This window comes from Nocardioides conyzicola, from assembly GCF_039543825.1.
GTDB classification, from domain to species: domain Bacteria; phylum Actinomycetota; class Actinomycetes; order Propionibacteriales; family Nocardioidaceae; genus Nocardioides; species Nocardioides conyzicola.
In genome coordinates this window covers 818,606-839,309 of record NZ_BAABKM010000002.1, presented here as the reverse complement: position 1 = coordinate 839,309, position 20,704 = coordinate 818,606, and the positions used below count along the sequence as shown (strand labels likewise).

The following is a 20,704-nucleotide window of genomic DNA, read 5'->3' as shown; positions in this document are numbered from 1 at the left end:
CCTACTGGCCCGCGACCAGCGCGAGCGTGCCGAGGTCGCGGATCGCCGCGCAGGTGCGGGCGATCATCACCGCGAACATCCGGTCGCCCCGCTCGGTCCGGGTGCCGTAGGCGCAGCCGAAGATCGACACGAGCGGTCCCTGGATCATGGCGAACACGTAGTCGTCCCAGCACTGCTCGGCTGAGTAGCCCTCGACGCCGTACGACGTGAGCGCGGCGTGGTAGGCGGCCACGAGCTCGCGCTCGTGGAGCCGCCGGTCGTCGGTGGTGAGGCTGGTGCCGACGAAGTAGGCGAGGTCGCGGGCGGGGAGGGCCAGGCTCAGGGTCTGCCAGTCCACGGCGACCACGCCGGCCCCGCCGTCGGGCGGGAAGAGCAGGTTGTCGAGGCGGTAGTCGCCGTGCACCGGCGCGAACCGCTCGCTGCGCGCCAGCAGCCAGCGCTCGATGACGGTCCCGCAGGCGCGCAGGGTCGCGGCGTCCTCGGCCGGGATGAGGTCGCCGAGGCCGGACAGGAAGAGCTCACAGGTCGGCTCCCACATGTCGAGCAGCAGGGCGATGTCGTCCGGGCCGTTGACCGAGAGCGTGTCGATGTCGGCCAGCGTCGGGTCGCACCATCGCGGGCCGTGCAGGCCGGCGAGGTTGACCACGGCATCGCGGGCCTGGGCGCCGGTGCAGCCCGCGATCTGGTCACCCTGCTCGGCGGGCGCCATGTCCTCGAGGACGATCACGAAGTCCCCCGAGTCCTCGGCGATCTCCGCGAGGTGGCAGTCAGGGGTGCGGACGGCGACGGTCGCGGCGAGCTGCTGGTAGAACCGCACCTCGCCCCGGTAGGCGCCGGCCATCATGTCGCGGGCGGACGTGTCGGGAGGGGGCAGCTTGACGAGCACCGACTCGTCCGCGCCGAAGCGGAGCCGGAAGCAGGTCCCGATCTGGCCGGTGCCGACCTGCTCGACGGCCAGCTCGCCGACCTCGCGGCCCAGGACCTCGCCGAGCCAGGCGGCGGTCAGCTCCTCGAGCATCATCGCGACCGCCCCGGGTTGGTGGGCAGCCCGGCGAGCCGCTCGGCCGGGCGGATCTCGCGCCACGCGTCCAGCACCGGCGCGAGCTCGGTGGGTGTGGCGCCGTGCAGGATGACGCTGTCCGCACCGGCGTCGAGCTGGTCCTGGATGCGTACGGCGCACTGGGCGGCGCTGCCGGTCGCCGAGGCGGCCAGCCACTCCGCGGGCAGGACGTCGTCGCGCAGGTGGCTCAGCTGCTCGACGGTCCCGATGGCGTCGAACGCACCGGGGTAGCCCTGCACCAGGTCGTCGGCGCGGAAGCGCTCCAGCGCGGCGAGGTCCCAGCCGTTCGCCCGCACCAGCACCTCGCCGTACCCCTGGAGGTACGTCGCCAGCCGGCCGACCAGCTTGCGCAGTCGGGCCTCCTCGGTGATCGACTCCTCGACGGTCGCCATCACGGCCCAGACCCGGACCGACGCCGGGTCCCGACCCGCCGTCTCGGCGGCGTCGCGGACGATCCGGACGGAGCGCGCGAGGGTCTCGTCGGACAGGAACGTGTGCAGGACGACGCCGTCCGCGACGCGGCCGGCGAGCTCGAGCGACCGCGGCCCGATCGCCATCATCAGGACCGGGATGTCCTCGTCGAACGAGCTGTCCTGCGAGAGGTACGGGTAGTGGCCGGCGGGGCCGTCGTGGCCCATCACCGCCTGTCCGTGCCACAGCGACCGGTAGATCCCGATCGCGTCCTCCATCTGCGCCCCGGTGATCTTCGGGACCCCCATCACGTCGAAGAGCAGGTCGAAGCCGCGGCCGAGCCCGAAGGCGTACCGGCCGCCGGTCATCCGGTGCATGGTCGTCGCGAACGTCGCGGTGACCAGCGGGTGCCGGGTGTTGTGGTTGGTGGCGGCGGTGGCGATGCCGATGTTCTCGCTCACCGCGCCGGCCGCGCCGGCCATCACGGCGGCGTCCTTGACGTTGAAGCGCTCGGAGAGGAAGACCGAGCCGATGCCGAGGCGCTCGGCGAGGCGGACCTCGGCGAGCAGGTCCCGCGGGCTCGCGGAGTGACCGGCGAGTCCGTAGCAGCCCAGCTCCGGGAGGTCCTGGCCGTCCGGCGGGGACGTGGTGTCAGTCACAGCCGGGCACGCTAGCAGTCGAATTGACACGCGTCAGGTAGTTACCCCGTGCCGGTGAGGAAGATCGGGTTGGTCAGCGCGAGCATCGTCGTGCCCCGCCTGACCTCGGCCCGCACGAACGCCGTACCGCCCGTCACGTCGGCCGTGAGCGTGACGGCGCTGCCCGCGGCGACGGCGGTGCCGAGGACACCGTCGGGACCGATCAGCGTGGCGGTGTCTCCGGACGTGAGGCCGCTCTTCACCTCGAGGCGTACGGCGACGCTGTCACCCGGCCCGCTGGGCACCCGGTCGCCGCACTGACCACTGACGTCGCCGAGGGTCGCGGTGAAGTCGAGGTCGATGCCCGATGACGCCGTGATCCACGAGTGCCCGCCGCGGTAGCCGGCGATGACCGCGCCGACCGAGAGCGACGCGGCCCGCACGACCGTGTGCGCGGCGCCGATCTTCTGGCCGGAGCTGTGGGAGTCGGAGTTGCCCACCGCGGGCAGGAACGTGCCGTCCACCAGCAGCTGGTGCCACTGGTCCACGGCGTTGCTGTTGGTGACCGCGTTGAACCCCGACCACGGCCCGTTCCAGACCTCGATCGCGTCCATGTCGTCGTACCCGAAGTCCCAGCGGATCGAGTCGACCGGGGTGGCCGGGTGGGCGGCGATCGCGAGGCCACCGGCGCCGCGCACCTGCCGGGCGAACCGCGCGAGCCTGCCGTCCTCCGGGCGGTAGCGCCAGTCGATCCACGTGCCGTTCGGCCGCCGCACCGGGAGCCCGGCCGCGAGCCAGTGGCCGGCGCGGGTGGTGACCTCCTCGCCGGGGACGACCAGGAAGTCGGCGGGCACGTGCTTCCCCCAGGTGAGCTGCGCCGAGCTGGTGTTGTGCTCCGAGCTGCCGATGAAGTCGAGGCCGGCCGCCTTGGCGGCGACGTACGCCTGACGCTGCGTCTGCGACCCGTCGGAGTGCACGGTGTGGACGTGCAGGTCGCCGCGGTACCAGCCCGGACCGGTGCCCGGGACCGACGTCGGTGCGATCACGGGCTTGAACTTCGGGCCGGGCTTGCCGTGCCGGAGCGTCACCCGCACCTCGTACGGCGTGCCCGCGCCGTTGATCTGGTAGGGACCGAGCGCGATCCGCCAGCGACCCTTGCTGATCGGGCCCGGGAGGTAGCCCGGCGTCGCGGAGGTCCGGCTCAGCCGGAAGGACCTGCGGGCACCGCCCGACCAGCCGCGGAAGCCCGCCGCGTTGCCGAGCCCGGCGCCGGACGGGTCGAAGATCCCGATGTCGACGACGTTCGTGGTGGTCACGCCGCCCGTGGTCGGGGTGTAGCTGTAGCTCACCTTGATCTCGCGCACGCCGGCCGGCACGTGGAAGGGCAGGTAGACCCAGTCGGGCACGTGCGAGCCGGCGAACCTGCCCTTGAACACCTTCGTCGTCGTGGTGCCGGCGGCGGCCGGCTCGAAGGTCATCAGGGCGGCGCTGGTGGCGACGCCTGCTCCGGCGAGGAGCAGGGCGCGACGGTCGAGGTGGGAGCTCATGGTGGCGGCAGCGTAGCCCTGGTTTTCGGCGGGTGGGCAGGACCGCCGTACCCTTTTCTGGCCATGGCACGTACGTATGAGGTCCGCACCTACGGGTGCCAGATGAACGTCCACGACTCCGAGCGCCTGACGGGGCTGCTGGAGGACGCGGGCTACGTCGCTGCCCCCGCTGACGCGCAGGCCGACGTCGTCGTCTTCAACACCTGCGCGGTGCGCGAGAACGCGGACAACAAGCTCTACGGCAACCTCTCCCACCTGGCGCCGATCAAGGCCGCCAACCCGGGCATGCAGATCGCCGTCGGCGGCTGCCTGGCGCAGAAGGACCGCTCGACGATCACCACGAAGGCGCCGTACGTCGACGTCGTCTTCGGCACCCACAACATCGGCTCGCTGCCCGTGCTCCTCGAGCGCGCGCGGGTGATGGAGGAGGCGCAGGTCGAGATCCTCGAGTCGCTCGCGGTCTTCCCGTCGACCCTGCCCACCAAGCGCGACTCGGCGTACGCCGCGTGGGTGTCGATCTCGGTGGGGTGCAACAACACCTGCACGTTCTGCATCGTCCCCGCGCTGCGCGGCAAGGAGAAGGACCGCCGCCCGGGCGAGATCCTCGCCGAGGTCGAGGCGCTGGTCGCCGAGGGCGTCTCCGAGATCACCCTGCTGGGCCAGAACGTGAACGCGTACGGCGTGGAGTTCGGCGACCGGCAGGCGTTCTCCAAGCTGCTGCGCGCCTGCGGCGAGATCGAGGGTCTCGAGCGGGTCCGCTTCACCAGCCCGCACCCGGCGGAGTTCACCGACGACGTCATCGAGGCGATGGCCGAGACGCCCAACGTGATGCCCTCCCTGCACATGCCGCTGCAGTCCGGCTCCGACAAGGTGCTCAAGGACATGCGCCGGTCCTACCGGCAGGCGAAGTACCTCGGCATCATCGAGCGGGTCCGCGCCGCGATGCCCGACGCGGCGATCACCACCGACATCATCGTCGGCTTCCCGGGCGAGACCGAGGCGGACTTCCAGGCGACGCTCGACGTGGTGCGCGAGGCCCGCTTCGCCGGGGCCTTCACCTTCCAGTACTCCAAGCGTCCCGGCACCCCCGCCGCCACCCTCGACGGCCAGATCCCGCCCGAGGTGGTCAGGGACCGCTACGACCGGCTGGCCGCGCTGGTCAACGAGGTCGCGTGGGACGAGGGCAAGAGGCTCGTCGGCCGACGGGTCGAGCTGATGGTCTCCGAGGGCGAGGGCCGCAAGGACAAGGTGACCCACCGGCTCTCCGGCCGCGGCCCCGACAACAGGCTGGTGCACTTCACCCCGCCCGAGGACGTCGAGGTGCGACCGGGCGACCGGGTGACCGTCGAGATCACGTACGCCGCCCCGCACCACCTGGTCGCCGACGGCCCGGTCCTCGCCGTACGACGGACGCGATCCGGCGACGCGTGGGCCCATCGACAGGCTCAGGAACCGGGAGCCACGCCGGTCGGCGTCGGCCTCGGCATGCCGACCCTCGGCGTACCGGCGCCACTTCCGGACGCTCCCGCCTGCCGCTGACACGGGTTGTCCACAGGTCCCGAGAGCGTCCTTGATCGGCGCACGAGCGAGGCAGAGGCTGTCGCCCTCATCGATCTCGTCTCGGGAAGGGACCTCCTCCATGCGCACCACCACGATCGGGGCGACCGCCGTCCTCGGCACCGTCGCCAGCTTGCTGACCGCCACGCTGACCACTGCGGACGCCGGCGCCGCAGCGCCTGTGTACGACGCGCGCGCGAAGCTGTCGCGCCACGTCACCTGTGTCCAGGGCGCCTCCGCGGGCATCACCAGACGCACCATCGTCCTCGACAACCGACGCTCCTCGCGCCGCGTGCAGTTCAGGGTCGTTCGCGCCGGTGACCGGTACGCGGATCCGGTCGTCTACCGGTGGGTCGCCGCACACCGGAAGCGGACCGTCGTCGTGTCCGTCGCGCAACGGGCCACGGCCTCGGTGCGGGTCCGGGTCCCGGAGATGGGTCGCAAGAGCCTCGTGCTCTCGGCCATCGTCCCCGCGCAGTCGTCGTGCTACGTCGCGACGGTCCACCCGGTGGCTGCGCTCGGCGGCGTTGGGTGCCAGGGCCACGACTCGGTCGCCAGGATCGTGCTGGACAACCGAGGCACGAGCGACGCCACGGTCGGGTACACGGTCGCGTCGTCGTACGGCGACTCCTCGGCCTCGCTGGCAGTCCGGCCCACGTCGAGCGTCAACTACTACCTGCCCGTTCCCTCCGGGGGATCGACGCATGTCGAGGTGACCGCGCGCGGCAGCAGGGTGCTGTCGACCGACGTCGCGAGCGTCAGCTGTCCGTAGCGATCACTCCGAGCGCGAGGCCCCATCGGCGGACTGCTCGGGGGGCGTCTCCTCGCCGGGCTCGCGCTCGTCCTCGGAGACGTCGCGCAGCCCGTCGGTCGCCGTCTGGCCCGGGCCGGTCGGACCGACCCGCTCGCTGCTGACACCCATCCCGCCGGCGGCGCGCTCGGGTCCGCTGGAGCCGGGCGTGGACCGCTGGAGCTCCTCGTCGCTGTCGTCGCGGCCGGTCACGCCGGGGACTCCTTCTCCGGCTGGTGGTCGGTCTCGTCACCGTCGCCCGACTCGGTGGCCTCGGTGGAGGTGTCCTCGCTGTCCGAGACCTCCTTCTTCACGGTCTCGGGCGCCTTGTCGTCGAGGGCCGGGTTCTCGTCCGGGGTGAGGTCGGGGATCGCGATCGGACCGCTGTCGTCCTGCAGGGCGTCGACGCCCCCGGGGTTGGGCTCGCCGGGCTCGATGACCGGGTCGGGCATGGGGCCGAGGTCGTCGGGCGTCACGTGGATCTCCTCGCAGGAAGTGGCTCAGAAGCCGAAGGTGGAGTACGCCGTGGTCGTACCCGTTCGGAGCGACTCCAACACGGAGCGCTCGTGCGGCACGACCGGGTCCGGCAGTGCGTCGAGCGGGCACCAGCGCAGGTCGGCGGCCTTGTCGGGCTCGACGATCCGCGGCTCGCCGGACCACGAGCGGGCGGTGAAGAAGAAGTCGACGCGCTCGTCGATCGGCTCGTCGTGACCGGTGCGCTGCATGGACGTCACGAACACCAGGTCCAGGTCGGAGACGCCGAGCTCCTCGTGCGCCTCGCGGTGCGCGGCGTCGTACGCCGTCTCGCCGCGCTCCACGTGTCCCGCCGCGGCCGCGGCCCAGTGGTCGTCCATGTAGCCGGTGTTCTGCCGCAGCTGCAGCAGGACCTCGGTGCCGGCGTCCCCGTCACGAAGGAGGAAGACGTACGCCGCCGGCACGACCACGAAGCGGCCGTGCGTCGGGCCCTGCGTCACTCGTCGTCCTCGACGAGCTCGTGCGGCGTGGTCTCCGCCTCGCCGGTGGCGTCGTAGATCGTGCCGGTGTCCTCGGAGAGCACCTCGTCCTCCGCGACGTCCTCGTCGGGCGGTGTCTCCTCGATGTCGAACTCACTCACGGGACCACCTCAGCGGATGTCGTCGTTCTTGCCGTCGAGCTTGTCGAGGGCGTCCTTGGCCTTTGCGGCGCCGCCGGCGATCTTGTCGCTGTGCTTGCCGCCGGTCTTCTCGTCGGCCAGGCCGGCCGCCTTGTCGATCCCCTCGGCGATCTTGTCGCCGTGCTTGTCCACGGCGTCCGAGACCGCGTCCTTCGCCTTGTCGATGAAGCTCATGTCATTCACCTCCACTGCCGTCCGACGGTTCGTCGAGCGACGTCTCCGCATTCTCCTCCTGCTCGCCCGGAGGTGTCGCGTCGTTGCCCTCCGTCATCTCGCTCGGGTGCTCGCCCGGCGGCGTGCGGTCGTCCTGGGTCGCGGTCGGCTCGTCGTTCTCCTCGGGCACCGGTGCAGTCATGTTTGCCACACTAGCCACGTGCAGCCAACCCCCGACCGCGTGCCGATCGTGGCCGTGGTCGGCGCGACCGCGTCCGGGAAGACCAAGCTGTCGCTGGACCTCGCGGAGCGCCTCGGCGGCGAGGTGGTCAACACGGACGCCATGCAGGTCTACCGCGGCATGGACATCGGTACGGCGAAGCTGCCGCCCGCCGAGCGCCGCGGCATCCCGCACCACCTGCTCGACACCCTCGACGTCCGCGCTCCGGCCACCGTGGCCCAGTTCCAGGTGTGGGCGCGCGACGTCGTGGACGACCTGCGCGCCGTGGGGCGGACCCCGGTCCTCGTCGGCGGCTCGGCGCTCTACACCCGGGCCATCGTGGACCGCTTCGAGTTCCCCGCCACCGACACGGCCGTCCGCGACCGGCTGGAGGCCGAGCTCGCCGAGCTGGGACCGGCCGCCCTCTACGACCGGCTGCGCACCCTCGACCCGGAGGCCGCCGGCCGGATGCTGGTCGAGAACGGGCGACGCACCGTCCGCGCCCTCGAGGTCATCGAGATCACCGGCCGGCCCTACAGCGCCTCGCTGCCGACCCTGGAGTACGCCGACCCGCTGACCGTCCAGATCGGCGTGGACATCGACCGCCCGACCCTGGATGAGCGGATCGAGCGGCGCGTGGACCTGATGTTCGAGGCCGGCTTCGTGGCCGAGGTCGAGCGGCTGCTCGACGAGGGGCTGGCCGACGGCCGCACCGCCTCGGTGGCGATCGGCTACCGCGAGGTGGTGGCGCACCTGCGCGGAGAGCTCACCCTCGAGGAGGCCCGCGACCGCACGATGTACGCCACCCGGCGGTTCGCGCGGCGCCAGGACGGGTGGTTCCGCAAGGACCCGCGGATCACCTGGCTCCGGTACGACGACCCCGACCTCGTCGAGCACGCCCTGAGCAAGATCGGTCGGGTGCGCGAGGCTGCCCCGGCGCCAGACTGAGGACATGACGGGACGGGATCGGCTCCGGGAGCTGCTCGACGCGGTGCTCGACGAGGACCACCACCGGCTCGACGACATGGCCGAGGGGGCGTACTCCTCGCCGTACCACTTCACCCGCCAGCTCACGGCCGGCGCCGGTGAGCCTCCGGTCGCGATGCGGCGCCGGGTGATGCTCGAACGCGCCGCCTGGCAGCTGCGGCAGGGCGCCAGCGTGACGGACGTGGCCTTCGGGGCGGGCTACGACTCCGTCGAGGGGTTCAGCCGGGCCTTCTCCCGCGCGTACGGCCAGCCGCCGAGCCGGCCGACGTCCGGGCACCACTGGCTCCCGGCGCCCAACGGCATCCACTTCCACCCACCGACATCTCTGTGGGTGCACTCCAACGAGGTGACCATGAACCCGCTCACCGAACAGCTCGTCCAGCACGACCTCGACGACACCGCGGACCTGATCGACCGGGCCAAGCAGCTCTCCGACGAGGACTACCGGGCCATCCGGCTGCCTGGTGCCGTCGTGCTGTCGTGGGACGGCGACGAGAGCTCGGTCGCGTCCGTGCTCGAGCACCACGTGTGGACCAAGGAGGTCTGGGTCGCGGCCATCGAGGGCGCCGACCTCCCGGAGCGCCGCGGGGACGAGCCGGCGGCCCTACGTGAGCGCCACGACGAGATCGCACCGCGCTGGCTGGCCGCCGTCCGCGACATCGACCGCCGCGGTGGGTGGGACGACGTGCTCGTCGACGCGCTCTGCGAGCCGCCCGAGAGCTTCCAGCTGGGCAGCGTGGTGGCGCACGTGCTCACGTACGCCGCCCACCGCCGCCAGCTGACCCGCCTCCTGATGCGCTCCGCCGGGCTGGACCTCGACCACGGCGACCCGATCGAGTGGCTGCGACGACGTACCGGAGGGAACGCGTGAGCAAGACGGTCTTCTACACGGCGACGACGCTGGACGGGTTCCTGGCGGACGACGACGACTCCCTCGACTGGCTGCTCACGCAGCCGATCGACGAGGACGGCCCGTTCAGCTATGGCGCGTTCATCGCGACGATCGGCGCGATCGCGATGGGATCGACGACGTACGAGTGGGTCCTCGACCACAACGACCGGATCGGCGACGTGTGGGCGTACGAGCAGCCCTGCTGGGTGTTCACGCACCGCGACCTGCGGGTCGTGGCCGACACCATCGAGCTGACGGCCGCGCCGGTGGCCGCGGTGCACGCGGAGATGGTGGCCGCCGCCGGCGGCAAGGACCTGTGGATGGTCGGCGGCGGCGACCTGGCCGCGCAGTTCGCCGAGGCGGGCCTGCTCGACGAGGTCGTGGTGTCGATCGCGCCCGTCACGCTCGGGTCCGGGAAGCCGCTCTTCCCGCGGCGCTTCGACCTGGAGCTGCTCGAGGTCGACCGCAACCGGGCGTTCGTCGGTGCGCGCTACCGCGTCGTGGGACCGCGTTTACCTCCTGGCTGAGGGGGCACGGGCAGAGGAGCACCTACTTCTCGGGAGTTGATCCATGCGCGTCGTCGCTGCCCTCGCGGCCCTGTCCGTCTCTGCCACCCTGGTCTCGCTGTCGGGTCCCGCGCACGCGGCTCCGACGGCCGGCGAACCACCGAAGCACGCCACCGCACGTGGGTCCGGGGGAGCGGTGACCTCGGTCGACCCGTACGCCACCCAGGTCGGGCTGCGGGTGCTCCGCGCCGGCGGCAACGCGACCGACGCTGCGGTTGCCACGGCGGCCGCGCTCGGCGTCACGGAGCCGTTCAGCGCCGGCATCGGAGGTGGCGGCTACTTCGTGCACTACTCCGCGAGGACCGGCAAGGTGCAGACCATCGACGGTCGCGAGACCGCGCCGGCGGCGATGCCGCACGACGCGTTCATCGACCCGAAGACCGGTGATCCCTACAACTTCTCGCCCGAGCTCGTCACCAGCGGCGTGTCGGTCGGGGTGCCCGGCACCCTGGCGACCTGGCAGCGCGCGCTCGACCGGTGGGGGAGCCGCTCGCTCGGCGCGTCGCTGCGCCCGGCCGCCCGGCTCGCCGACCGGGGATTCGAGGTCGACCCGACATTCCGCGGCCAGGTGCAGCAGAACGAGAAGCGGTTCAAGGCCTTCACCTCGACCAGGAAGCTCTATTGGCGCGGCGGGCACGCCCCGCGGGTCGGCAGCACGTTCCGCAACCCGGACCTCGCGGCGACGTACCGGCTGCTGGCGAAGAAGGGGCTGAAGCCCTTCTACGACGGCGCGATCGGCAGCGAGATCGTCCGGGCCGTCCGCAAGCCTCCGACCACGAAGTCCACGAAGCTGCCCGTCCCGAAGGGCTTCCTGGTCAAGCGCGACCTGAAGCGCTACCGCGCCCTCGACCGGAAGCCGACGAAGGTGGGCTACCGCGGGCTGCAGGTCTTCGGCATGGGCGGGTCGTCGTCCGGTGGCTCCACGGTCGGCGAGGCGCTCAACATCCTCGAGCGCTCGGACCTCGGCGGCCTGCCCCGGGTCCAGGCGCTGCACCGCTACCTCGAGGCCAGCGCGCTCGCCTTCGCCGACCGCGGCACGTACGTCGGCGACCCCGCGCAGGTCGACGTCCCGCTGCGCGACCTGCTCTCCGACAAGTACGCCGCCGAGCGCGCGTGCGAGATCAGCCCCACGGCGACGCTGGCCAAGCCGGTCGAGGCCGGCGACGTCACGTCGTACGACGGGCAGTGCGACAAGGCGCGCACCACCGGCACCCGCACCGGTGACACGGAGAACACCCAGACCACCAACCTCACCGTCTCCGACAAGTGGGGCGACGTGGTCGAGTACACGCTGACCATCGAGCAGACCGGCGGCTCCGGCATCGTGGTGCCCGGTCGCGGGTTCCTGCTCAACAACGAGCTGACCGACTTCAGCACGGAGTACGACGCCGCAGACCCCAACCGGATCGAGCCGCTGAAGCGGCCGCGCTCGTCGATGTCGCCGACGATCGTGCTGAAGAAGGGCAAGCCCTTCCTGGCGGTCGGATCTCCCGGCGGCTCCACGATCATCACCACCGTGCTGCAGGTGCTCGTCAACCGGCTCGACCTCGGCATGACGCTCCCGCGGGCGATCGCGGCGCCCCGGGCCACGCAGCGCAACACCGCCCAGGACCTGGCCGAGCCGGCGTTCGCCAAGCGCTGGGGCGGTGCGCTCGATGCGCTCGGGCACGACGTGGTGACCTACGACGACCAGTTCACGGGGACCCACGAGATCGGTGCCGCCACGGGGATCGAGTTCGGTCCGGGCCGGCAGGTGACCGTCGCGGCCGAGCCGGACCGCCGCGGTGGCGGTGCGGCAGCGGTCGTCACCAGGAAAAGGCGGTGACTCGGCCCGTATCGTGGAGGCGTGCCCACCTCCACCTGGACCGAGATCACGACCGTCGACGACCTGGTCGGCCTCCTCGGTGAGCCCAACGAGCGCGCCCGCGACAAGGGTCGTACGGCACTGCTCGACGTCGACCGTGACTGGCTCGCAGCCACGCCGTTCTGCGTGCTCGCGACCGCGTCGGCCCTGGGCGAGTGCGACGCCTCCCCGAAGGGTGACCCGGCCGGTCAGCTCGTGCACGTCATCGACGACCACACCATCGCGCTCGCCGAGCGACCCGGCAACAAGCGGGCCGACGGCTACAAGAACATCCTCCAGAACCCTCACGTCGGCCTGAACTTCTTCATCCCCGGCCGCGGCGACACCCTGCGCATCAACGGCCGCGCCCGGCTCGTCAGCGACGCACCGTTCTTCGACGAGATGCTCGTGAAGGGACACCGTCCGATCCTGGCCGTGGTCGTGGAGATCGAGGAGATCTTCTTCCACTGCGCGAAGGCGTTCCTGCGCTCCGGCCTGTGGAAGCCGGAGACCTGGGACCCCAACGGCACGGTCCCGCGGCGCGCGGTGATCGCCAAGGACGTCGAGCCCAGCGGGATGTCGCTGGACGAGCTCGACGCCTACTACGCCGAGGACAACTACGCGAAGGGCCTCTACGGAGCGTCCCATGCCTGAGTACGCGTTCCTCAAGGGCCACGGCACGGAGAACGACTTCGTGCTGCTGCCCGACCACGACGGCTCGGTGCACGGCGACCTCTCCGACGAGCAGATGGCGGAGCGGGTCCGGGCGCTCTGCGACCGGCGGGCCGGCATCGGCGGGGACGGCGTGCTGCGCGTCGTACGCGACGACGACCAGTGGTTCATGGACTACCGCAACGCCGACGGCTCGCTGTCGGAGATGTGCGGCAACGGCATCCGGGTCTTCGTGCGCCACCTCGTCGAGGAGGGCCTCGTGGATCCGTCCCGGCCGGTCCCGGTCGGCACCCGCGACGGCGTGAAGACGCTGACCGTCGAGGGTGACCTGATCACCGTCGACCTCGGCGAGCCGACGGTGCTCGGTGAGTCCAAGGTCGCCGTACCCGGCCACGCCTGGGTCGCCCGCCACGTCGACATGGGCAACCCGCACGCCGTCGCGTTCGTCGACTCGCTCGACGACGCCGGCACCCTGCTCGAGGCCCCGGACCACGACGAGGCGACGTACCCGCACGGCGTCAACGTGGAGTTCGTCGTACGCCGCGCCGAGCGGCACGTCGCCATGCGCGTCCACGAGCGCGGCTCGGGCGAGACCCGGTCCTGCGGCACGGGCGCCGGCGCCGTGATGGTCGCTGCAGCCGTGGCCGACGGAGTCGTCGGACCTCCCGCGGAGGACGTCGCCTACCGGGTCGACGTGCCCGGCGGCACCCTCACCGTGACCTGGACCGCGGAGGACCGGGTCCTGCTGACCGGTCCGGCAGTCGTCGTGGCCCGGGGGACCACCGACCTCTGACCCGACCGTGACAGTTCCGCTGTCTCGGTGGCTATGCTCCGGGACCATGGACATCAACGGAGCCAGTGCCATCGTCACGGGAGGCGCGTCGGGCATCGGCGCAGCAGCCGCCCGCCAGCTCGCCGCCAAGGGCGCGATCGTCGTGGTCGCGGACCTGCAGGCCGACAAGGGTGAAGCCCTCGCCCAGGAGATCGGCGGCGTGTTCGCCCAGGTCGACGTGACCAACACCGACCAGATCAAGGCCGCGGTCAACGCGGCCGCCGAGATCGCGCCGCTGCGCGCGGTCGTCAACTCCGCCGGCATCGGGTGGGCGCAGCGGACCATCGGCCGCGACGGCGAGTTCGACTCGGCCGCCGACCTCGCGGCCTTCACCAAGGTGATCGCGATCAACCTCATCGGCACCTTCGACGTGGTGCGCCTCGCGGCGACCGCGATGAGCCGCAACGAGCCCGACGCCGACGGCTGCCGCGGTGCGATCGTCAACCTCGCGAGCGTGGCCGCGTTCGACGGCCAGATCGGGCAGGCGTCGTACTCCGCCTCCAAGGGCGGCGTCGTCGGCATGACCCTCCCGGTCGCCCGCGACCTCTCCGCCTCCGGCATCCGCCTCAACACGGTCGCCCCCGGCCTGATCGACACCCCGATCTACGGCGAGGGCCCGGACTCCGAGGCGTTCAAGGCCAACCTCGGCTCCAACGTGCTCTTCCCCAAGCGCCTCGGCGTCCCGGACGAGCTCGCCAGCATGGTGGTCGAGTGCATCACCAACAGCTACATGAACGCCGAGGTCATCCGCGTCGACGGCGGCATCCGGATGCCCCCGAAGTAGCCCCACCTGCGTCGAGTGACGCGAAACGGCCCTCGATCCGCGTGATCGAGGGCCGTTTCGCGTCACTCGACGACATCACCCGGTCAGGCGCGGCGCCCCATCCGCGCCAGGAGCCTCTCCTGGCGCGGGGCGTCGTCGGCCACCTCGACGGGCTGGCGGAAGACGCCCTCGTCGTACGCGTGGTCGCCGAAGCCGACGAACGCCTGCTCCATCGCATCCATGTCGGCGTCGGTGAAGGTGGTGGGCCGCCCGGTCGCGGACCCCAGGTCCCAGCCGTGGACGACCAGGTCGAAGCCGTAGAACGCGTCGAGGGTGGCGCCGATCGTCGTCCGCCCGAAGAAGCCGTCGTACTCGCGCCCCCGGAAGTCGTCGTCCGACACGAGAGGTCGTACGGCGGCCAGGTGGGCCGCCCACACCTCGGGAGGTGCGCCCGCAGGGCGCTCGCCGAGGTCGGCGCCGTGGGTCTCGAAGAACTGGCGCTCGGTGTCGACCACGTGGTCAACGACGTCGGCGGCGGTCCAGCCCTCGCACGGGCTGGTCGCGGACCAGTCGTCGGTGGCGTCCACGGTGGCGGAGAAGCGGTCGGCGGCATCGAGGTAGAAGCTCATGCCTCCACGATGGCGTTTCGGTGTCAGTGGGGATTGAAAGAATCCGACACATGACCGGAGCGCGACCGATCGACCCGACCGAGCGGGCGCACCTGCTCGACGCGTCCGGCTACACCCCGCCGATCCACCGCTATGCGCCGAGCCCCGGCCTCGCCGACGTCGTACGCCGCTACTGGATGCCGGTCTGGTCGTTCCCGGACGGTGCGACCTCCACCCAGCGGGTGCTGCAGTACCCCGTCTGCCTCATCGTCGTGTCCGACAGCTATGCCCTGCTCGTCGGCCCGAGCACCGGCCTGTCCACGACGGAGCTCGCCGGCTCGGGCTGGGCGCTCGGCACGATGCTCCAGCCCGCGGCGGGCCTCGCTCTCGTCGGCGGCCCCGTCGACCAGCTCACCGACGCGGCGGTGCCGCTGGCCGACGACGAACTCGTGCAGGCGATCCGGCAGGCGATCGGCGACGACCCCGACGACCCCGCGCGTCGGCAGGTCGCCGTCGCCGCCGTCGAGGAGGCGCTGTCCGCGCTGCTGCCCGTCGACGACGAGGGCCGGTTGGTCAACGCGATCGTGGAGTACGTCGAGGGCGACACCGCCGTCCAGCGGGTCGGGCAGGTCTGCGAGAAGTTCGCGATCGCCGAGCGCACCCTGCAGCGGCTGACCGCACGCCGCATCGGGCTGTCGCCGAAGTGGTTGATCCAGCGGCGCCGCCTGCACGAGGCCGCCGAGCGGCTGGCCATCGACGACCGGCCCGACCTCGCCCGCGTCGCCGCCGACCTCGGGTACGCCGACCAGGCGCACTTCGGCCGCGATTTCCGGGCCGTCACGGGGCTCACGCCGGGGGAGTTCGCCGCCGAGCCCCGCCCGCCGAGCTAGAGCTCGATCACCAGGTCGGCCCGGTCGGCCGCGGCCTCGACGAGGGCGGCGTTGGCGTCGTCGACCCGCGCGACCCAGGCCCGCGCCTCGTCGGGCGTCTTGCCGAACTCGACGTGCCGCGCGACCAGCCGCTCACGGCGTACGGCGTCGTCGACGTGCAGGTGCCAGACCACCTCCACCTCACGGCGTACGGCGAGCCAGCGCGGCTGGTCGAGCAGCAGGTAGTTGCCCTCGGTCACCACCGTCCCGCTGGCCGGGACCGCGATCGCGCCGGCGAGCGGCTGCTCGAGGCCGCGCTCGAACATCGGCGCCACCACGTCCGGCTCCCGGGCGCGCACCCGGCGCAGCAGCGCGGCGTACCCCTCCGCGTCGAAGGTGTCCGGAGCACCCTTGCGGTCGCGCAGGCCGCGCCGTACGAGCTCGACGTCGGCGTAGTGGAAGCCGTCCATCGGCACCACGGGGAGCCCCAGCGCGGCGGCCGCGGTCGTCTTGCCGACCCCGGGCGCGCCGGTGATGCCGAGGAGGCGGATCCCGCGCGGTAGGTCGGGCAGGTGCATGCGGTCACGTTAAGGGTTCGCCCGCTCAGGCGCGCGAACGTACTCTTGAGGGCGTATGAGTAACGCATCTGACTTCACCCTCGACTCCGAGCTCGAGGAGACCGCCGACTGGGACGACGAGATCGTCGAGTCGGGCTACTCCGGGGCGGATCCTGAGGAGGACCCGACCGTCGGCGCCATGCAGCTCGCTGAGCGGCACCAGCTCCGCCGGGTCGCCGGCCTGCGCACCGAGCTCGAGGACATCACCGAGGTCGAGTACCGCCAGCTCCGGCTCGAGCGCGTCGTGCTCGTCGGCGTCTGGACCGAGGGCTCCGTCGAGGACGCCGAGAACTCCATGGCCGAGCTCGCGCTCCTCGCCGAGACAGCTGGGTCCGAGGTGCTCGAGGCGATCTACCAGCGCCGGCAGACGCCCGACCCCGCGACGTACGTCGGGCGCGGCAAGGTCGAGGGCATCGCCGAGATCGTCCAGGCGACCGGCGCCGACACCGTGATCTGCGATGGCGAGCTCGCCCCCAGCCAGCTGAGGAACCTCGAGGACAAGCTCAAGGTCAAGGTCGTCGACCGGACCGCGCTGATCCTCGACATCTTCGCCCAGCACGCCCGCTCCGGCGAGGCCCAGGCGCAGACCGAGCTGGCGCAGCTCAACTACATGAAGCAGCGCCTGCGCGGCTGGGGTGGCAACCTCTCCCGCCAGGCCGGTGGCCGGGTCGCCGGCGGTGCCGGTATCGGTGGCCGTGGTCCCGGTGAGACCAAGATCGAGACCGACCGCCGCCGGATCAACACCAAGATCGCCAAGCTCCGCCGCGACCTGCGCGAGATGAAGGGCACCCGCGACACCAAGCGCCAGGAACGCCGTCGCAACCACATCCCGAGCGTGTCGATCGCGGGCTACACCAACGCCGGCAAGTCGTCGCTGCTCAACCGGCTGACCGACGCCGGCGTCCTGGTCGAGGACTCGCTCTTCGCGACCCTCGACCCCACGACGCGTCGTACGTCGACCGCTGACGGCCGGGTCTACACGATGAGCGACACCGTCGGCTTCGTCCGGCACCTGCCGCACCAGCTGGTGGAGGCGTTCCGGAGCACGCTCGAGGAGGTCGCCGACTCGGACCTGATCCTGCACGTCGTCGACGGCTCCCACCCCGACCCCGAGGGCCAGATCACCGCGGTCCGCGAGGTGTTCGCCGAGATCAACGCGACCAAGGTCCCCGAGCTGATCATCATCAACAAGGCCGACCTGGCCGACCCGATGGTGCTCGCTCGACTGCGCCAGCGCGAGCCGCACTCGGTGGTCGTGTCGGCCAAGACCGGCGACGGCATCGCCGACGCACTTGCCCTGATCGAGGGTGAGCTGCCGCGGCCGCAGGTCGAGTTCCGGGCGCTGGTGCCCTACGAGCGCGGCGACCTGATCAACCGCCTGCACCAGCAGGGCGAGATCGCCTCGATGGACCACACCGGCGACGGCACGATCGTCGCGGGTCGGGCCAACGCCGACCTCGCCGGCGAGCTCGAGGCCTACGCGCTCTAGGAGCCCACGAAGTCGCGGAATCTCGCGGCGGCGGGGGAGAGCTCCCGGTCCGTGCGCCAGACCAGGCCGATCGAGCGCCGTACGCTCGCGCCGGCCAAGGTGATCCCGACGGTGCCGGACGCTCCGGCGAAGTGCTCGGGCACGATCGCGATGCCCAGGCCGGCGGCCACTAGCCCCTCGATCGTCGCGAGGTCCTGGCTCTCGAAGGAGATCGCCGGGGCGATGCCCGCCGCCCGCAGTAGGTCGTCGACCAGCTGCCGGTAGCCGAAACCCGGCGGGATCATCACCAGCTCCTCGTCGGCGAGCTCGCTGAGCGCGACCCGCTTGCGGCCGCTGAGCCGGTGCCCCGCGGGGACCACGAGCACCTCGCGCTCGTCGAGGAGGGGCGCCCATCCCAGGCCGTCCTGGCGGGTCGTGATCGCGAGGTCCGCGGCGCCGGTCGCCAGGTCGTCGACGATCTCCCGCGAGGGCTCCTGGCGCAGGACCAGCCGCACGCGCGGGGCGACCCGGTGGAAGTCGCGCAGCAGCCGCGGCACCAGCAGCCCCGCCATCGAGTCGAGGAAGGCCAGGCGCACGACACCGGCATCGGGGTCCAGCATCGAGGCGAGGTCGTCGACCAGCTGGGTGTGCCGGGTGCCCAGCTCGCGTGCGGCCGTGACGACGAGCTCGCCCGCCGGGGTGACGCGTACGCCGTCGGGGACGCGTTCGAAGATCCGGACGCCGAGCTCGGCCTCGACCCGCGCGATGGCGCGCGAGAGCGTCGGCTGCGGGACGCCGAGCACCGCTGCGGCATCCGTGACGTGCTCGAGGTCGGCGACCGTCAGCAGCCAGTCGAGGTCGCGAAGCATCATGCACGGATCGTATGACGATCAGGCATTCGACACATTGGAAGTATGACGATCGGCGCGGCACAGTCGACGCCGTGGAGATCGAGGGACATCGCCCGGGGAGCGCCGACTACCGCCGCGTGGTCGCGGCTCTCTTCGTCGCCGGCCTCGCGACCTTCGCCCTGCTCTACAGCACGCAGGCGTTGCTCCCGGACCTCGCCACCGCCTTCGGGGTCTCGACCTCCGCCAGCACCCTCACGCTCTCCCTCACGACCCTCGGGCTCGGCTTCGCCCTCCTGGTGGCGGGACCGGCCTCCGAGCTGCTCGGCCGGACCCGGCTCATCCACGGGTCCCTGGCCGCCTCGGCGGTCGTGGCGCTCGCCTGTGCCGTGGCGCCGACCTGGTCGAGCGTCCTGGTCCTGCGGTTCCTCGAGGGCGTCGCCCTCGCCGGGCTGCCCGCCGTCGCGACGGCGTACCTCCGTGAGGAGCTGCACGTCTCGGCGCACGCCCGGGCGGCCGGTCTCTACATCGGTGGTACGGCGCTCGGAGGCATGTCCGGCCGCCTGCTGACAGGGGCGGTCGGCGAGCTCGCGGGATGGCGCTGGGCGCTGGCGGCGTCCGGTCTGTTGGCGGTGGGCTGCGCGCTCGCCGTACGCGTGCTGCTGCCGCCGTCCGCCCACTTCGTCGCCTCGCCGCCCGGGCTCCGGCTGGTGCTCGGCCGGACCCTGCGCGCCGTCTCGGACCCCGCGTTGCTGGCGCTCTACGGGATCGGCGGCTGCTCGATGGGCATGCTGGTCGCCGTCTTCAACACCCTCGGCTTCCGGCTCGAGGCGGCGCCCTTCCACCTCGGGCTGGGCGCCGCGAGCCTCGTCTTCCTCGTCTACCCGCTCGGCACGCTCAGCTCCGCGGTCTCCGGCCGGATGGCCGACCAGCTCGGCCGTCGGGCCGTGCTCCCCTTCGGGTGCGTCCTCGCCCTGGTCGGACTGCTGCTGACGCTCTCCCACTCCCTGACCGCGATCGTCGTCGGCCTCGGGCTGCTGGTCGCCGGCTTCTTCGTCGTCCACGGCATTGCCAGCGGCTGGGTGCCGGCGCGCGCCCACGCGGGCGGCGTCTCGGCCGCCCAGGCGGCGTCGCTCTACCTCTTCGCCTACTACCTCGGGTCGTCGGTCTTCGGCAGCGTCGCCGGCCCCGCGTGGACCGGCGCGGGCTGGTTGGGCGTCGTCCTGCTCGCGCTGCTGCTGCTCGGGGTCACCGTCGTGCTCGCCGGCGTCCTGCGTCGTACGCCCGCCCTGGTCGCCGCGCCCTAGACCCCGGCGATCGCCTTGAGGTCGGTGAGGATCTCCTCGAGCCTGCCGACGAGCGACAGGTGTCCCTCGTCCTCGAAGAGGTGGGCCCGGGCGCCCGGGACGTGCGCGGCGAGCCACTCGCCGTGCTCGTAGGGCACCATCGCGTCCTGGCGCCCCTGCCAGATCGCGACCGGCACCCGGATGTCGGCGAGCTCGAAGCCCCACGGGCTGACCGCGGCGATGCCGTCATCGCGGACGCCGACGGCTCCCTGCGCGCCGGCGGCGTTGAAGGTGCGGCTCATCCAGTCAGCGAACTCGTCGGTGACCATCGCCTTGTCGACCGGCGTCACGAGGCCGCCCATCGCCTCGGCCACCTCGTCCGGCGACGCCGCCAGCATCGGCAGCATGTGCTCCTCCACGAACGGCCCGTAGACCTCCGGCCCCTGCTCGGCGGCGTGGTACTCCTCGTGGTTCTCCTCCGCCATGCCCGCGAACCAGTCCAGGCCCTCCCCGTGGAACGGCGCGACCCCGGCCAGGGACGTCGCCGCACGGCACCGGTCGGGCAGCAGCGCGGCGCAGGCGAGCGCCCGCGGTCCACCGCCGGACCAGCCGAGCGTGACGAACTCGTCGATGCCGAGGTGGTCGAGCACCGCCACCGACTCGACCACGTCGTCGACGTACCGCCCCGGTGCGGGTCGCGGCGTCGAGCCGCCGTACCCGGGTCGCGAGATCGTCACGAACCTCAGGCCGAGCGCCCGCGCCGTCGCGTCGAACGGTGGGTACGCCGCGGCCGCCGACGGAGAGCCGCCGTGGAAGAGGAGGCCGAACCCGTCCGGGTCCCCTCCCACCAGGATCTCGATCGTGCGGCCGTCGGGTCCGGGGACGTTCAGGAGGTCGCTCACGGCCCTAGAAGATCACGATTCG

25 protein-coding genes are annotated in these 20,704 nt (G+C 72.1%); 12 read left to right on the top strand and 13 right to left on the bottom strand.

The window, feature by feature from the left end:
• Position 1: 1 nt before the first annotated feature.
• From ABEA34_RS07135 to ABEA34_RS07125, 3 genes are read right to left on the bottom strand one after another with little or no spacing between them, the layout of a single operon-like run.
• The gene (locus ABEA34_RS07135; RefSeq protein WP_345520552.1) at positions 2–1,021 is read right to left on the bottom strand and encodes a phosphotransferase family protein; all 1,020 of its coding nucleotides are present in this window, start codon (positions 1,019–1,021) and stop codon (positions 2–4) included.
• Positions 1,018–2,130 carry a TIGR03857 family LLM class F420-dependent oxidoreductase gene (locus ABEA34_RS07130; RefSeq protein WP_345520551.1) on the bottom strand — a complete coding sequence of 371 codons (1,113 nt, stop codon included), beginning with the start codon at positions 2,128–2,130 and terminating at the stop codon, positions 1,018–1,020. Before ABEA34_RS07130 ends, ABEA34_RS07135 begins: the two co-directional genes overlap by 4 nt.
• A gap of 41 nt (positions 2,131–2,171) precedes the next feature.
• On the bottom strand, positions 2,172–3,656 hold the full coding sequence (locus tag ABEA34_RS07125; RefSeq protein WP_345520550.1) for a CehA/McbA family metallohydrolase: 1,485 nt from the start codon (positions 3,654–3,656) through the stop codon (positions 2,172–2,174).
• A gap of 63 nt (positions 3,657–3,719) precedes the next feature.
• Here ABEA34_RS07125 and miaB point away from each other — a divergent pair, with 63 nt between their 5' ends.
• Positions 3,720–5,195, top strand: a complete 1,476-nt coding sequence (miaB, locus tag ABEA34_RS07120) for a tRNA (N6-isopentenyl adenosine(37)-C2)-methylthiotransferase MiaB (protein WP_345520549.1) — start codon at positions 3,720–3,722, stop codon at positions 5,193–5,195.
• A gap of 100 nt (positions 5,196–5,295) precedes the next feature.
• A complete protein-coding gene (locus ABEA34_RS07115) occupies positions 5,296–5,985 on the top strand; it encodes a hypothetical protein (RefSeq protein WP_345520548.1) in 690 nt (229 codons plus the stop codon).
• A 3-nt stretch (positions 5,986–5,988) separates the two neighbouring features.
• Here the strand turns inward: ABEA34_RS07115 and ABEA34_RS07110 are convergent, their stop codons facing one another.
• The 6 genes from ABEA34_RS07110 to ABEA34_RS07085 are packed head-to-tail and all read right to left on the bottom strand — an operon-like array spanning position 5,989 to position 7,511.
• Complete coding sequence (locus ABEA34_RS07110; RefSeq protein WP_345520547.1) at positions 5,989–6,216, bottom strand: hypothetical protein; 228 nt, start codon at positions 6,214–6,216, stop codon at positions 5,989–5,991.
• Complete coding sequence (locus ABEA34_RS07105) at positions 6,213–6,479, bottom strand: hypothetical protein (protein ID WP_345520546.1); 267 nt, start codon at positions 6,477–6,479, stop codon at positions 6,213–6,215. Before ABEA34_RS07105 ends, ABEA34_RS07110 begins: the two co-directional genes overlap by 4 nt.
• A gap of 24 nt (positions 6,480–6,503) precedes the next feature.
• Positions 6,504–6,977 carry an NUDIX hydrolase gene (locus ABEA34_RS07100; protein ID WP_345520545.1) on the bottom strand — a complete coding sequence of 158 codons (474 nt, stop codon included), beginning with the start codon at positions 6,975–6,977 and terminating at the stop codon, positions 6,504–6,506.
• The gene (locus ABEA34_RS07095) at positions 6,974–7,117 is read right to left on the bottom strand and encodes a hypothetical protein (protein WP_345520544.1); all 144 of its coding nucleotides are present in this window, start codon (positions 7,115–7,117) and stop codon (positions 6,974–6,976) included. The genes ABEA34_RS07100 and ABEA34_RS07095 overlap by 4 nt, the downstream gene beginning before the upstream one ends.
• A 9-nt stretch (positions 7,118–7,126) precedes the next feature.
• Positions 7,127–7,330: an antitoxin gene (locus tag ABEA34_RS07090; protein ID WP_345520543.1), complete on the bottom strand. Its 204-nt coding sequence runs from the start codon at positions 7,328–7,330 to the stop codon at positions 7,127–7,129.
• 1 nt (position 7,331) lies between these two features.
• Complete coding sequence (locus ABEA34_RS07085; RefSeq protein WP_345520542.1) at positions 7,332–7,511, bottom strand: hypothetical protein; 180 nt, start codon at positions 7,509–7,511, stop codon at positions 7,332–7,334.
• Positions 7,512–7,529: 18 nt separating this feature from the next.
• Here ABEA34_RS07085 and miaA point away from each other — a divergent pair, with 18 nt between their 5' ends.
• From miaA to ABEA34_RS07050, 7 genes are read left to right on the top strand one after another with little or no spacing between them, the layout of a single operon-like run.
• Positions 7,530–8,477 (top strand): tRNA (adenosine(37)-N6)-dimethylallyltransferase MiaA, encoded by a 948-nt coding sequence (miaA, locus tag ABEA34_RS07080; protein WP_345520541.1) that lies wholly within the window; start codon positions 7,530–7,532, stop codon positions 8,475–8,477.
• Between the two features lie 4 nt (positions 8,478–8,481).
• Entirely contained in the window at positions 8,482–9,387 is a 906-nt protein-coding gene (locus ABEA34_RS07075; RefSeq protein WP_345520540.1) for a helix-turn-helix domain-containing protein, read from the top strand.
• Complete coding sequence (locus ABEA34_RS07070) at positions 9,384–9,935, top strand: dihydrofolate reductase family protein (protein ID WP_345520539.1); 552 nt, start codon at positions 9,384–9,386, stop codon at positions 9,933–9,935. Before ABEA34_RS07075 ends, ABEA34_RS07070 begins: the two co-directional genes overlap by 4 nt.
• A 43-nt stretch (positions 9,936–9,978) precedes the next feature.
• The gene (ggt, locus tag ABEA34_RS07065) at positions 9,979–11,799 is read left to right on the top strand and encodes a gamma-glutamyltransferase (RefSeq protein ID WP_345520538.1); all 1,821 of its coding nucleotides are present in this window, start codon (positions 9,979–9,981) and stop codon (positions 11,797–11,799) included.
• Between the two features lie 21 nt (positions 11,800–11,820).
• On the top strand, positions 11,821–12,471 hold the full coding sequence (locus ABEA34_RS07060) for a pyridoxamine 5'-phosphate oxidase family protein (protein WP_345520537.1): 651 nt from the start codon (positions 11,821–11,823) through the stop codon (positions 12,469–12,471).
• On the top strand, positions 12,464–13,282 hold the full coding sequence (gene dapF, locus ABEA34_RS07055; RefSeq protein ID WP_345520536.1) for a diaminopimelate epimerase: 819 nt from the start codon (positions 12,464–12,466) through the stop codon (positions 13,280–13,282). The genes ABEA34_RS07060 and dapF overlap by 8 nt, the downstream gene beginning before the upstream one ends.
• 46 nt (positions 13,283–13,328) lie before the next feature.
• Positions 13,329–14,105 (top strand): SDR family NAD(P)-dependent oxidoreductase, encoded by a 777-nt coding sequence (locus tag ABEA34_RS07050; protein WP_345520535.1) that lies wholly within the window; start codon positions 13,329–13,331, stop codon positions 14,103–14,105.
• 83 nt (positions 14,106–14,188) lie between these two features.
• Here the strand turns inward: ABEA34_RS07050 and ABEA34_RS07045 are convergent, their stop codons facing one another.
• The gene (locus ABEA34_RS07045; protein ID WP_345520534.1) at positions 14,189–14,713 is read right to left on the bottom strand and encodes a maleylpyruvate isomerase family mycothiol-dependent enzyme; all 525 of its coding nucleotides are present in this window, start codon (positions 14,711–14,713) and stop codon (positions 14,189–14,191) included.
• A gap of 50 nt (positions 14,714–14,763) precedes the next feature.
• Between ABEA34_RS07045 and ABEA34_RS07040 the strand changes: the two genes are divergently transcribed.
• Positions 14,764–15,582: a helix-turn-helix domain-containing protein gene (locus ABEA34_RS07040; RefSeq protein ID WP_345520533.1), complete on the top strand. Its 819-nt coding sequence runs from the start codon at positions 14,764–14,766 to the stop codon at positions 15,580–15,582.
• Here ABEA34_RS07040 and ABEA34_RS07035 read toward each other — a convergent pair.
• Positions 15,579–16,139, bottom strand: a complete 561-nt coding sequence (locus tag ABEA34_RS07035; RefSeq protein WP_345520532.1) for a nucleoside/nucleotide kinase family protein — start codon at positions 16,137–16,139, stop codon at positions 15,579–15,581. The genes ABEA34_RS07040 and ABEA34_RS07035 overlap by 4 nt on opposite strands.
• A 55-nt stretch (positions 16,140–16,194) precedes the next feature.
• Here ABEA34_RS07035 and hflX point away from each other — a divergent pair, with 55 nt between their 5' ends.
• Positions 16,195–17,667 carry a GTPase HflX gene (gene hflX, locus ABEA34_RS07030; RefSeq protein WP_345520531.1) on the top strand — a complete coding sequence of 491 codons (1,473 nt, stop codon included), beginning with the start codon at positions 16,195–16,197 and terminating at the stop codon, positions 17,665–17,667.
• Here hflX and ABEA34_RS07025 read toward each other — a convergent pair.
• On the bottom strand, positions 17,664–18,518 hold the full coding sequence (locus tag ABEA34_RS07025) for a LysR family transcriptional regulator (protein WP_345520530.1): 855 nt from the start codon (positions 18,516–18,518) through the stop codon (positions 17,664–17,666). The two genes, hflX and ABEA34_RS07025, sit on opposite strands and share 4 nt — an antisense overlap.
• 71 nt (positions 18,519–18,589) lie before the next feature.
• Between ABEA34_RS07025 and ABEA34_RS07020 the strand changes: the two genes are divergently transcribed.
• Positions 18,590–19,801: an MFS transporter gene (locus tag ABEA34_RS07020; RefSeq protein WP_345520529.1), complete on the top strand. Its 1,212-nt coding sequence runs from the start codon at positions 18,590–18,592 to the stop codon at positions 19,799–19,801.
• On the opposite strand, the gene ABEA34_RS07015 is transcribed toward ABEA34_RS07020, so the two are convergent.
• Positions 19,798–20,682 (bottom strand): alpha/beta hydrolase, encoded by an 885-nt coding sequence (locus ABEA34_RS07015; protein ID WP_345520528.1) that lies wholly within the window; start codon positions 20,680–20,682, stop codon positions 19,798–19,800. The genes ABEA34_RS07020 and ABEA34_RS07015 overlap by 4 nt on opposite strands.
• Positions 20,683–20,704: the final 22 nt, after the last annotated feature.